Here is a 12,643-nt window from a genome sequence, read left to right as displayed (position 1 = left end):
CGCACAGAGGGGGGAAAGTTTTGTATAGTGCGCCGGTTGCTGACATCCGGTTCGCTCATGCCTTCTACTTTTTCCCGTTCGTTGCCGCTCGTTGCGCTGGCTGTCGCCCTGATCGTGCCGTACTCGATCACGAATCACACGTATCCGATCCCAACCTTCTATTCCGAGTTTGCCGCGCTGGTGCTGTATCTGCTGGTGGGGCTCTCCGTCGTCCTGCTCGCGCGCACGGGCCGCCCGGCCGAGCCGTTCGCCGCGCCGGCCGCGTTCGTCGCGCCGCTCGGGTTCGCGGCGGTGCTGCTCGCGCAGGTCGCGCTGATGCCGCTGAAAGTGCCGTCGATGAACTGGCTGGCGCTCGGCTATTTGGCCGCCGCGCTGGTCGCGATGCAGGCCGGCTACACGCTCGCGCGCGAGGGGCTCGCCGAAGCCACCGCGCGAATGATGGCCGGCGCGCTGCTCGTCGGCGGCGTGTTTGCGGTCGCGAGCCAGGTCGTGCAGTTGTTCCATCTCGAATCCGCGGTGTCGCCGTTCGTCGTCGTATACAACATCGCGGTCGATCGCCGTCCGTACGGCAACATGGCGCAGGCGAACCACCTGGCGACCTACATCGCATTTGCGCTCGCGGGCGCGCTGTATCTGGTGCAGACGCGCCGGCTCGCGGTATGGGCATGGTTCGCGCTGTCGATCGTGCTGTCGGTCGGTCTCGCGCTGACGGTGTCGCGCGGCCCGTGGCTGCAGGTCGCGGTGATGGTCGTCGCGGGCTTCTGGATGGCATGGCTCGAGTCGCGCCGCACGCCGGGCAACCGCCGTGCATGGCTGATACCGGCCGTGCTCGCAGTGGCCTTCGTCGCGGTGAACGTCGCGGTGCGCTGGGCCAACGTGCACTTTCACCTGGGGCTTGCCGAGTCGGCCGCCGAACGGATGCGCGACGCGGGGCAGATCGCGCCGCGGCTCGCGCTGTGGAAGTACGGGCTTGCGATGTTCCGCGAGCATCCGGTGCTCGGCGTCGGCTGGGGCGAATTCCCGTCGCACCAGTTCGCACTCGTGCGCACGCTCGGTGGTGTCGAGATCGCGAACAACTCGCATGACATTTTCATCGACCTGCTCGCGAAGTCCGGTCTTCTGGGTCTCGGCGTGCTCGTCGTCGCGCTCGTGACGTGGTTCGTGCGCGCGGTGCGCGCGCCGCAGTCGAGCACGCGCGTGTTCGGCCTCGCGCTGATCGGCATCCTGCTGATGCATGCGCTCGTCGAATATCCGCAGCAGTACATGTTCTTCCTGCTGCCGGCGATGTTCGTGATCGGCCTGCTCGACGTGAAGCCGCTGCGCCTCCTGCCGGGCCGCGCGGCGTTCGGGCTGTTCGCGGTGCTGTCGGTCGGCGGCGTGCTGGCGGCGGTGCCCGTGCTGCGCGACTACCAGCGCGCGGAAGTGCTGTATTACGGCAACGATCCGGCCGCGCAGTACCGCGATGCGCCGTCGCTGCTGTTCGGCGCGTGGGGCGATTACGGGGTGGCCACGCTGCTGACGATTTCGCCGGAGAACCTGCCGCTCAAGCTCGTCGCGCACGAGCGCGCGATCGCGCTGCTGCCGGGCGAGACGGTGCTGCGCCGCTATGCGGCGCTGCAGGCGCTGGCCGGTCGGGAAGCCGATGCGCTCGATACGGTCGAGCGCCTGCATGTGTTCGCGAAGGAGTTGAAGGACTGGCCGCAGCAGTTGGCGTTGCTGTACAAGCTGTGCGACCAGCAACCGGCGCTGAAGGCGTTCAAGGCGGCCGTCGTCGCGAAGTATGGGGAAGTGCCGGCCGATGCGGACGATGACGACTCCGACGACGATTCCGAGTGATGCCACGCTGAACACCGTGCTGACACCGCGCGGCGCCGGGCGGGGAATCCCGGCGCTGGCCGGATTGCGGTGAGGCGGGTGGGCGGTGGCGGGCCGGGACGGTGCGGCGATTGCTTCCCGAGGGGAATGGATGCCTGCCGAATCCGGTGCGATTCGCGTCAACCATTGTCAAATCGCGGCCACGCGCGAGGCGGCGCGTGCACAATGCGCGAAAGCGTTCGCGTGGGCGGCCGCCCGATGCGGGCCGCTGCCGCGAACGCCGCCCCCGGATCTCCGGGAACCCGCCAAGCAGGATCGCGACCGGGCAGCCATCGGTCGTGCGGCCGTAACGGCGCGCCGGTCCGATGGCCGCGGCGCAGGGCGATGCACGCGATGCGGCCGGGCGATGTCCGCCGGCGCGGCGTTCGTCCGGAACAGTACTGAAGAACGATATTCGACCATGGCCCTTCGCTCGACCCTCCTGATCCTGCCTTCCGTCGCCGTGCTGTTTTCCGGCTGCGCGATGCTGTCGTCGTCGCAGGAAAGCAAGCTGACCTGCCACATTCCGCGCGCCGTTTATCCGGATAGCGCGAAGCCGCTCACGCGTCCGGTCACCGTGCTCGTGCGCGCGCTGATGACGACTTCGGGCGAAGCGCAGAACGTCACCGTGACGACGAGCAGCCGCAATGCGGTGGCGGACCGCGCGGCCGTCGACGCGATGACGCACGCGACCTGCGCGCAGACCGGCGCCACCGCGAATCCGTTCCTGCTCACGCAACCGTTCGTGTTCGAGCCGCGAGGCGCCCAATGACGGGCGGCCGGGCACGCTCGACATGCTGACCTTTTCGACGGCCTCCTGGTACTCCCTGTGATGAGGCGGTAGGAGACGGGGAAGCCGGATGATCGAGTCCGCGCCTGGCGTCACATGCTTGTCGCAGATATTGATCGCCACCTTCGGCCGATCCTTGTATCCCGTCGGGGCAGCATCCCCGGGCCGGTGCCCAGTGCGTTGTTGTCCTGTTGTCCGTCAGCCATTCGATTTCCCACAACCTTGACGACGCACGTCGTGCGACACGTGACTTTGCGTGAGCCACGTCTCACCCTGCGGGATTGGTGACGCCTTCCGAAATCAACGTGCCGGTCGAGAACATTTGATGTGGACATCAGAGGCGTTAGATCTCACGCCGCGGTGAAATAAAATAGAAATTTAAAAATAATAAAAATGAAAGAAATGACGCATCTTTGCGGATGAGAGTGTGCAATCGGGCGAAGATTCGCGTCAATGATCGCCAAATTTTCGCTCCGCAGACGTACAACTGTCATAAATTCGCCGTGTTCCGGATAAAATCGTCTGAGCGATGATTGTCGCTACGACGGACCGTCTGTTATCTCAGAATCGTGACGGCCGAACCTGAGAGACAAGGACAAAAAACAGATGGCACTCAGACCGACAGATTCGGGGAGTTTGAGATACAACGACATCTTCGACGCGATTAATCGTGGCCTCATGCAGCAGGGTCGTTTGCTGACGCTGCACACCCCGTTGGGCGATAACGTACTCACCCCCGTTCGCGCGAAAGGCTGGTCAAAGATTGGCCGCGACTATCGCTGGACTGTTGATGCGGTATCCACGCGCGACGACATCGAATTGCTCGCACTGATGCATCAGCAGGTGTCGTTACTGATTCAGCAACCGGCGGCTTCCTTCTCCAACGTTGAATACCGACCGGTTCACGGCTTCGTGCATCAGATCAGGCGCTTGGGAGCCGACGGCGCACTTTCGCTTTACCAGATCGAGTTTGCGTCGGCCCTGTTCTTCCTGGGTGAAGGTCGTGACGATTATTACTGGCTGGACTCGAGCGCCGTCCAAAGTATCAGCACCGTCTTCGACAAATACCCCCAGTTGCGCGGGCACTACCGGTTCAATCTGAGCAGCCAGCCAAGTACGCGCACTTACACGCGTCAGAGCGAATCGGATTTGAATTTCGTTCAACGCTTGCTAGAAGACGAGGGGTGGTACTTCTATTGGGAGCATGCGCCCGTCAAGGATAACGAACCGCCGAAGACCATGTTGGTTATCGTGGACAGCGTCTCGGCGTTGCCGGACGCACACGACGTCACGTATTCACGGAGCAATGCGGGCGATGAAATCGACGGCTTGACGCAGTGGGTGATGCAGCAGACGGCGCAGCCAACGGAATTCAAGTCCACTTCGTTCGATCAGGATCGACCGGGTTCCAGCTTCGCGGCGGGTAGTTTGATGGAGGCGACCACATACACAGTCCAGCACTACCGTGACAAGGAAACCCTCAGTGTTCCGGGCGTTCCGGCGACGGTGTATGAACCGACGACCTTGGGCTATCCAGACTCAGACAGCGGTGCCCGCCGTGCGCAGATTCGGACACAGGCATGGGACGCGATGGCCCGTCGCTTTATCGGCGTCGGTGGGGTGCGTTGGCTCGACGCAGGGTCGCGGTTCGTGCTGAATGACCATCCGCGTCACGATGCACCTGATTCGAAGGACCGCGAGTTTCTGGCGGTCGAGATGCACTGGTTCATCCTGAACAACGTGCCGTTCGCCCGTCAGTCGGAGGCATTCCCGTTCAGCCTGCAACCGGAGTTCGACCGCGTTCAGGCGGAATACGAACAGGCGTCCGTGTCTCGGCCTCATGCGGATGACGGTTCCGTCGGCTTCTTCTTGATGAAGACCGAAGCGCAGCGTGCCGATGTCGTCTACCGTAGTCCGCTCGAACACAAGAAGCCGGTGATGCAGGTTGAGCATCTGCTGGTCGGCGCACCGAATGGCGAGGAAGCGTGGACGAACAAGAACAACGAGATTCGTGGCCGGTTCGCATGGGACCGGCAGAGTAAGCCGGACGAGTACAACACGTCGCCGTGGATGCGCGTCATGCAGGGCGACACCGGTGACGGCTACGGTGCGGTTCATGTGCCGCGTAAGGGCGAATGGGTCGCTATCGGTTACTGGCAAGGCGACTGTGATCGCCCGTTCGTGATGGGGCGGTTGCCTGGTGGGACCACTCAGCAGCCGTGGCATTCGGATGTACTGAAGTCGGGCCAGCAGTCGCGCGGTTTCGGCAATACCGGTGCGTACAACGCACTGATCCACGACGATTCCACGCATCAGGGCGGCCAGCGGCTGACGAGTTATACCGGAGGCACCTATCACCTGTTCCATCAAGGGTACCTGATTGACCAGACGGGCAATACGCGTGGTGGTTATCGCGGAATTGGTTACAAACTCCATACTGATGCGTTCGGTGCGATGCGGGCAAATCAGGGGATGGCGATCAGCACGCAGCACAAGTCGCCGGACGCCGAACAATTGGACGTGCGAGAGGCAAGCCAGCAATTGTCCCGTGCGGGCAATTTGGTTGATTCGTTGTCGGAAGCCAGCAAGGGACATCAGGCAGCGGACCTCAAGTCAGGCCACGACGCGTTGAAGCACTTCGCGGACGCACTGGAATTGCCGCAGACACCTGAGGCCAAAGGGGGGCGCACGTCGGGTGGCGGGACGGGCACGGCGAACGCCTTCAAGGAACCCGTGATGCTGCTGGATAGCCCAGCGGGAATTGCGGCGTCAACGCAGCAATCGGTGCATCTCGCGGCAGATCAACTCATCAATCTCGTGAGCGGCCAGACCACGACTGTCGCGTCGGGACAGTCGTTGATCGTCGCGGCGCTCAACGTGATCAGCCTCTTTGCGCAGAACGGCGGCATGAAGGCCATCGCCGGCAAGGGCGACATCGGTATTCAGGCGCATGCGGGCGTGATCGATCTGGCGGCTCAGTTGGCGTTGCACATTCGGTCCGTGACGGATGTCATCGAAGTCGCTTCCGGCAAGGAAGTCAGGATCTTATGCGGCGGCGCGATCATCCAGATCAACCAAGACGGCAGCATCAATATCCACTCACCGGGCAAGATCGACTTCAAGGCAGCCAGCTATTCATTCGCCGGCCCTGCACGAGTCGACATCACGAACCCGGCGTTCAAGGATTCGCCGGTTCAGAAGCTGTCGCTGAACATATTCGCGTCGCCTTCGGCGAAGAATGCTGCTCCGGTTGGCATGCCATATAAACTCTACGCAGACGGCGCGCTGGTCAAGCACGGCGTATTCGACGAGACCGGACAGTTGCCTATCGACCATCATGTGGCCACGCAGAAGTACACACTCGAACTGGCGAACGGCGTTAAGCATGAAATTCCCGTGCCCGGTGATTATCACGACGCTGCTAACGGTGCCCTCGCGAATCAGGGCTTCCAATTTCACGAAAGTAGCAGTGCGGCGGACATCACTCCGCCCGGCGACCGGGCATTGCACCGGACACGCTATAGTGAACTGTTGAACCCGGCAACCGGAGACGAAGCATGACCGCCAAGACGATCACAACGCCGATGGCACTCAATCAGACTTCGAGTGCATCCGTGTGTTCACCTTGGTTTGTGGACACCACGGATGAGGGGAAGCCCGTCGAATTTCATCCAGTCACATGTTCCTACCAACCTCTCGTAAACGGTCAAGAGGCGTTTGGTGCCGTCTACGATGCCATTATGGCGGCACGGTACAGCGTCGACATCATCTGCTGGGGGTTCCAGCCGTCGATGTATTTCAAGCGTGGGGACGGCGGGGCATCACTCAATATCGGGGACCTGCTACTCAAGAAGGGACTGGAAGGCGTTCGGGTCCGGCTCCTTTGTTGGGCGGACTCCCTCAATGTCGCTCAGGTCACTGAGAACTCGACTCCGGGTTTTAACTGGCTTCGGAACCGCGTCTTGCAGAACGAGAACGACGCGGAGCGGGAATATGATCGCGCTTGGTATTTGACCGCACGAGCAGTTCCTCCTTCCCCGTTCCGCGAGGAACGGGCGAATAAGCAAGCGGCCGATTTACGCGCCAAGCATGCTGCCGGCCTGCCGCCCCCTGAGCCGTCGAAGAAGACCGTAGCCTTGCAGGGGCTACCGTGTATCGAAGTGGCAACGCGAGATTTTTCGTTGGGGGATCGCGCGGAAATCATCTATCGGGAGTCACGGTTTCGCGAAGACAAGAATCTGAATGAAGAAGCGGTCACGTTTGGCTTTGGCACCGAACCTTCGCACCATCAGAAAATGGTGCTCGTGGACTACGAAGCGCCCGAACATGCCGTGGGTTTCGTCATGGGCCATAACACGCTGGATGCATACTGGGATGACGATAGGCATTCGTTTGCGCGGATGCATCCTCGCTTCGGGCGCAACGGTGCGACACCGCGACAGGATATGTCGGCGCTCGTGACCGGGTCGATCCTCGAACATCTCAACGTTAACTTCTGTAATGCATGGAAGCGCAGCACGGATGTCGATTTGCTGCCGGCTCGACGGGCACTCGCCCCACGACTCCCGTTGCGGAAGGACAAGGGTACGCCCGTCATGGCGCAAATCCTGCGCACGCAATCGCAGGAAGGGCGCCGCGACATCCGTGCGATGTACAAGCAGGCGACGGACAATGCGTGCCGCTACATCTATATCGAGAATCAGTATTTCCGCTGGCCGCCGCTGGTCGATCACATCAAGACTGCGATCAACAGACAGACATCTGGTGGGCGCGATATTGGCAAACATGGACCGCTGTATCTGTTCGTGGTGACGAACTCCAGCGATGATGCATTGGACCACGGACAGGTATCGACGTATCGGATGATGGAGTCGCTGGGACACGCAGACACTATGCCCAACGTGACGAGGTTGGAGCGAAACGACGTATATCAGCAGCAGCGACGCAATCTTGTGGCGAGCATTGATGGTACCGACAGCACCGCGCAGTTGATTCAGACCTATGGAACAGGTTCGAAGGCTGAGATCGCGAAAGCCTTGGACAAGAACGAGGCGCACAAGAAGGATTTGCAGAAGCAACTCAATGACGTGAACGCCAAGATTGCTGACAACAACAAGGGGCAAGCCATTCCGGGTGATATTCCGGGGCTTAAGACATTGATCTGCACGCTGGTTGCGCCAGACTCTCCGGCGGGAAAATGGATGGACACTTATGTCCACAGCAAGATCATGGTCATCGACGATGTGTTCTTGACGCATGGTTCCGCAAACATCAACACGCGAAGCATGGAGGTTGATAGCGAGTTGAACATCTGCCACGAACATGGCGATGTGAGCAAGGCGCTGCGGAAGCGGTTATGGGCAATACATACGAAACCGGCTCCGACTGAGGGACAGGGAGCCGCACGCGGTAATGATGTCAATAGTGCGGCGATAGGCGACAACATGACTGATGCATTCAACCAGTGGGTGAAGATCACAGATCGAAACAAACGCCTGCGAGGAAGCAATCTTCAACCGTTGGCTGCGCTCGTCAGTTTTTCCTCCAATACGACAACACGAAGCAGGCTTGATTGATCATGCGCGTACTAGTTGCCATCTCTGTTGTTTGTCTGCTGACCGCCTGTTCGAAGAACGAAACTGCTATGAATCCGTTGCCCGATGTTAGCGCAGTGCGCCTGAATCTCGCCTTCAAATGCACACGTGAATCCGATCATCTGCCCCCTCTCGATCCAGAGGCGGATGTGCTTTTCCAGTACGCCCGATTCCTTGAGAAGAGAGAAGGGGCGAAGGATTTCAACGATGTTGCCCGGTACTACCGCATCGCGGCAGCGTTTGGCCACTATAAGGCAAATCACAACCTGCAAATCTTAGTCTCGTCAGGAATGGCGTCTTCGCCCGATCCGGAGAAGGAAAGCGTTGATCTGGCCGAGCAGCTTATCAAGGCAGGGGTGCCAAGTGGTTACTACGATATTGGACACTATCTTCTGAATGGGTACGGAGTTCAAAGAGATGAGGAGGCCGCTCGACGATACATCCGCAAAGCAGCAGATCTGGGAAATGCTGAAGCTCAGTACTATGTCGGGGACATCCTCGCCCCGGATAATATGGCACCGGACATCGCATACGCGATGTTCCAGTGTGCAGCGGATCAAGGGCATGGCAAGGCCGCTAATAACATCGGAATTATCGAGACGATAAAGCAGCGGTATCCAAGCGCACTTCAAGCGTTCCAGCAAGCCGCCGCGGCTGGCGATCGGCAAGGGGCTCTTTCATTGGAGGACGGTTTCAAGGGGCCGCCAGCGAACGACAGGCTCAACTACATTGGAGTGACCGGTGATCCTGAGCGCGCTCGTCGGTACAGTATGATCGGCAAGTTCATCGATGCAAACGATGGTCGCAATCCCAAGGTTCCGGATATCGACACGATCGTGCCACTTCCCCCGGCGAAGCTTCCTCCTTGGGACGGTACGTTCCAATGGCAGAAAGAGCAGGACGCTTCTGTTCGGCCACAGAAGCCATCGGATGAAGTCATCGACCAGATGGCGAAGGCGAAGCACCTCGACCCGGCAACAGGATTGCCTCTGGCAAATCCGGTAGAGAAGACTTCTCAAGATGACCAGCCTGCGAACATTGCAGCGCGACTTCCATTGGGGACAGTCGCGCACACCGGGCAGCAATGCCCGGAAGATGGGGTATGGTGCGCGAAACTGGATGCTGGTCAGATCGGCGATGCGAAACGCAGGTTTCTAAAGGGCGATTCGTTGCCGTCCGTCGTCGTGCATGAGCCTCGGCGGCTGGCAATTCTCGACAGCATGATGGGTACGCGGCAGCACATGGCACCTGTTACATGGGAACTTGTCGCATACATTGATCAGGCTTGATCCGGTTCCTCGCCGGAAGGACTTCAACCGGATGGCCTCTTTGGTAACGGACAGGAAGATCGCTCAACGTGAACCAACTTAATGAAGCAAAGAGGCGTGCGCATACTGTGACCTTGATAGGGTTCGGGTGGTTGCTGTTCGTCCTTGGGCTGCCGTGCTGGGCCCTTATGAGCAGCGCGCTTCAGGTACTCGCTCCGTATGCCGCTTGGCCCAAGATGACTGGAATGATTGGTGTACCGGTGCCGTTACTATTCGTCGCCGTCTGGAAGTACGACCACGAATACACGGGCGAAATCGGTCCACTGCTGGTGGGCTGGGGCGTGGGCGTCGGGATGGCAAGATTGGCCTTTTTAGTCGGAGGCTTGGCTCCGCATGGCTGAATGCTTGGCGAAGATCGCATACCTGTATTCGTTCGTTTGGGGATGTACCTAAGGCAACGACAAATGACCCGATATATGATCCTCGACGGAGATCACACGACCGTGGCCGGAACGGTCCGGGCAAGGGCAACGCCGTTTGAGCTTGATGGCAAGCACATCGCACATGAAGAGGACGATGTGTTTTGCCCGGTGTGTAAAACGGTTGGCAAGATTCAGTGCGACGGCCCACGGTTGCCGATGACAGGACCGGACGGTCGACGTGTGGCACTGAGTGACGACCTTTGTATCTGCAAGTGCGTCCCGCCGCCGAAGCTTATCCCGTCTCAACAGGTCATGTCGGTTGACGCGTAAGGGACGCGGTCGGCGGGCATCCCGTGAAAGTGCAACCGCCATCAACGACGGTTTTGTCTTATCTGCGCGGTAAGAATTGAAAGATGCACGTCGCACGCAGATCGTCATTCGATGTGAATCGCCGCCATCTCTGTTTCGACGGATCGCGCCCATTGTTCCGGATCTGCGCGAGTGTTGAAGGTTTTTGCTTCGTCAGCGAATACTCTACGCCGAACGCGTACTTGCCCTTTCCCGTCGCGCGGGCGAATTGAGGCAATCCCAGTCTCCTGTGGAACAGATGTGGGACAAGCTCGATTTTTCGTAGGCCGACAACCAGATTCGAGGCGGTTTCATCAGACAATGCTGACGCAGGGAAGGGGCTGATGAATCAATCGCTTACATCCTCCGCCTTCCAGTCCCCCGACTTCCCACCCCGCTTCTCCCTGACGCTCACCTCGGTGATCACCATCCCCCGATCGACCGCCTTGCACATGTCGTACACGGTCAGCAGCCCGACCTGCACGGCGGTCAGCGCTTCCATCTCGACACCGGTGCGCCCGAACGTCTCCACCTGCGCGACGCAGTGCACGCCGGGCAGCGCGTCGTCGAGTTCGAAGTCGACGGCCACGCGCGTCAGCGCGAGCGGGTGACACAGCGGAATGAGGTCGGCGGTGCGCTTGGCGCCCTGGATCGCGGCGATGCGCGCGACGCCGAGCACGTCGCCTTTCTTCGCCTTGCCGTCGCGGATCAGCGCGAACGTCGCCGGCAGCATCCGGATCGTGCCGCGCGCGATCGCGATGCGTTGCGTTTCCTGCTTGCCGCCGACGTCGACCATGTGCGCATGGCCGGCGGCGTCGAAATGGGTAAGTCCTGACATGTCCTGCTCCGATCTCTTGTGTCGCGGCCGGTCGATCCACCGCGTCGGGCACCGTGCCGCAAACATCTGCAACGTTTCAACGGGCGCCTATCATAGCAGCGGCCTGCGCGACGCCGGGCGCGCAGATGGCGCATCCGCCGCAGCGAACAGTCGCGATCCCGCCGGTACAATGACCGGGATCTTCAGACCAAACGCCGCGATGCGCGCCCGGCGCGCGGGACGCGTCGTCTTCATCCTGCCATGCGTGTCAAACAGTTGCTTGCCGTGTTGCTGTCGGCGGCGCTCGTGCTGCCGCCGAGCGGCTACGCACAGCGTCCGTCCGCGCTGCCGCTCGAGCCGGCGGCCGGCGCTTCGCCATCGATTTCCACGGTGCCGTCCGGCATCGCGACCGATGTATTCGGCACCTACGGCGGTGCGGAAAGCCGGTTCTCCGGCGCCGACGGCGCGTCCTCGCCCATCGCGAGCCTGCGCGCACCGCTGCGCGCGCTGGAACTACCCGACCTCGGCGACGGCTCCGGCGGTTCGCTCACCCCGCAGGCCGAGCGCCGTCTCGGCGAGCGCGTGATGCGCGAGGTGCGGCGCGACCCGGACTACCTCGACGACTGGCTCGCGCGCGACTACCTGAACGCGATCGCGAAGCGGCTCGCGGCTGCGGCCGCGGCGCGCTACATCGGCGGCTATACGCCGGACTTCGAGCTGTTCCCGGTGCGCGATCCGCAGATCAACGCATTCTCGATGCCGGGCGGTTTCATCGGGATCAACAGCGGGCTGGTCGTCACGACGCAAACGGAATCCGAACTCGCATCGGTGGTCGGCCACGAGATGGGCCACGTGCTGCAGCGGCACATCGCGCGGATGATCGGCGCGAACGAGAAGACCGGCTACACCGCGCTCGCGACGATGCTGCTCGGGGTGCTGGCGGGCGTGCTCGCGCGCAGCGGCGATCTCGGCAGCGCGATCGCGATGGGCGGGCAGGCGTATGCGGTCGACAACCAGCTGCGCTTCTCGCGCTCGGCCGAGCGCGAGGCCGATCGCGTCGGTTTCCAGTTGCTCGCGGGCGCCGGCTACGACCCGTACGGGATGCCGGGCTTCTTCGAACGGCTCGAGCGCGCGTCGATGGGCGACGCGGGCGTGCCGGCCTATGCGCGCACGCACCCGCTGACGGGTGAACGGATCGCCGACATGGAGGATCGCGCGCGCCGCGCGCCGTATCGGCAGCCACGCCAGTCGGCCGAATACGGCTTCGTGCGCGCGCGGCTGCGCATTCTGCAGAACCGTGCGCCGAACGACATCGTGGCCGAGGCGCGCCGGATGCAGCTCGAGATCGACGATCGCACGGCGCCGAACGTCGCGGCGAACGAGTACGGGATCGCGCTCGCGAACACGCTGCTCGGCCAGTACGACGCGGCCGACAAGGCGCTCGCGGCGGCCCGCGCCGCATTCGACGCGCGCGAGCGGCGCGCGGACGATCCGCAGACGAGTTCGCCGAGCCTCGACGTGCTCGCCGCCGACATCGCCCGCCGCGCGGG

At 61.5% G+C, this 12,643-nt stretch carries 9 protein-coding genes; 8 read left to right on the top strand and 1 reads right to left on the bottom strand.

What is annotated here, in order from left to right:
- Nucleotides 1-57: 57 nt before the first annotated feature.
- The 7 genes from F3J14_RS29635 (at nt 58) to F3J14_RS29605 (ending at nt 10,258) form a co-directional block, all read left to right on the top strand.
- Entirely contained in the window at nt 58-1,836 is a 1,779-nt protein-coding gene (locus F3J14_RS29635) for a Wzy polymerase domain-containing protein (protein ID WP_166725962.1), read from the top strand.
- Nucleotides 1,837-2,275: 439 nt separating this feature from the next.
- Nucleotides 2,276-2,626, top strand: a complete 351-nt coding sequence (locus F3J14_RS29630) for a TonB family protein (protein WP_166725961.1) — start codon at nt 2,276-2,278, stop codon at nt 2,624-2,626.
- 624 nt (nt 2,627-3,250) lie between these two features.
- Nucleotides 3,251-6,205, top strand: a complete 2,955-nt coding sequence (gene tssI / locus F3J14_RS29625; RefSeq protein WP_166725960.1) for a type VI secretion system tip protein TssI/VgrG — start codon at nt 3,251-3,253, stop codon at nt 6,203-6,205.
- On the top strand, nt 6,202-8,220 hold the full coding sequence (locus tag F3J14_RS29620) for a phospholipase D-like domain-containing protein (RefSeq protein ID WP_166725959.1): 2,019 nt from the start codon (nt 6,202-6,204) through the stop codon (nt 8,218-8,220). Before tssI ends, F3J14_RS29620 begins: the two co-directional genes overlap by 4 nt.
- 2 nt (nt 8,221-8,222) lie before the next feature.
- Nucleotides 8,223-9,527 (top strand): sel1 repeat family protein, encoded by a 1,305-nt coding sequence (locus F3J14_RS29615; RefSeq protein WP_247682310.1) that lies wholly within the window; start codon nt 8,223-8,225, stop codon nt 9,525-9,527.
- A 68-nt stretch (nt 9,528-9,595) separates the two neighbouring features.
- Nucleotides 9,596-9,907: a hypothetical protein gene (locus tag F3J14_RS29610; RefSeq protein ID WP_166725958.1), complete on the top strand. Its 312-nt coding sequence runs from the start codon at nt 9,596-9,598 to the stop codon at nt 9,905-9,907.
- A 63-nt stretch (nt 9,908-9,970) separates the two neighbouring features.
- A complete protein-coding gene (locus F3J14_RS29605) occupies nt 9,971-10,258 on the top strand; it encodes a PAAR domain-containing protein (protein ID WP_166725957.1) in 288 nt (95 codons plus the stop codon).
- 367 nt (nt 10,259-10,625) lie between these two features.
- On the opposite strand, the gene moaC is transcribed toward F3J14_RS29605, so the two are convergent.
- Nucleotides 10,626-11,114, bottom strand: a complete 489-nt coding sequence (moaC, locus tag F3J14_RS29600) for a cyclic pyranopterin monophosphate synthase MoaC (protein WP_166725956.1) — start codon at nt 11,112-11,114, stop codon at nt 10,626-10,628.
- A gap of 240 nt (nt 11,115-11,354) precedes the next feature.
- Here moaC and F3J14_RS29595 point away from each other — a divergent pair.
- Nucleotides 11,355-12,643 (top strand): M48 family metalloprotease (locus F3J14_RS29595; RefSeq protein ID WP_166725955.1); only part of this gene is annotated, 1,289 nt, incomplete at its 3' end.

The organism is Burkholderia sp. Tr-862 (assembly GCF_011753085.1).
Lineage (GTDB): Bacteria > Pseudomonadota > Gammaproteobacteria > Burkholderiales > Burkholderiaceae > Burkholderia > Burkholderia ambifaria.
Note: the sequence above shows the minus strand (reverse complement) of the source record. Positions and strands in the feature narration are given on the sequence as shown.

Coding starts and splice junctions, on each gene's coding strand:
- F3J14_RS29635 (WP_166725962.1), top strand. CDS start 58: ATGCCTTCTACTTTTTCCCGTTCGTTGCCGCTCGTTGCGCTGGCTGTC.
- F3J14_RS29630 (WP_166725961.1), top strand. CDS start 2,276: ATGGCCCTTCGCTCGACCCTCCTGATCCTGCCTTCCGTCGCCGTGCTG.
- tssI (WP_166725960.1), top strand. CDS start 3,251: ATGGCACTCAGACCGACAGATTCGGGGAGTTTGAGATACAACGACATC.
- F3J14_RS29620 (WP_166725959.1), top strand. CDS start 6,202: ATGACCGCCAAGACGATCACAACGCCGATGGCACTCAATCAGACTTCG.
- F3J14_RS29615 (WP_247682310.1), top strand. CDS start 8,223: ATGCGCGTACTAGTTGCCATCTCTGTTGTTTGTCTGCTGACCGCCTGT.
- F3J14_RS29605 (WP_166725957.1), top strand. CDS start 9,971: ATGACCCGATATATGATCCTCGACGGAGATCACACGACCGTGGCCGGA.
- moaC (WP_166725956.1), bottom strand. CDS start 11,114: ATGTCAGGACTTACCCATTTCGACGCCGCCGGCCATGCGCACATGGTC.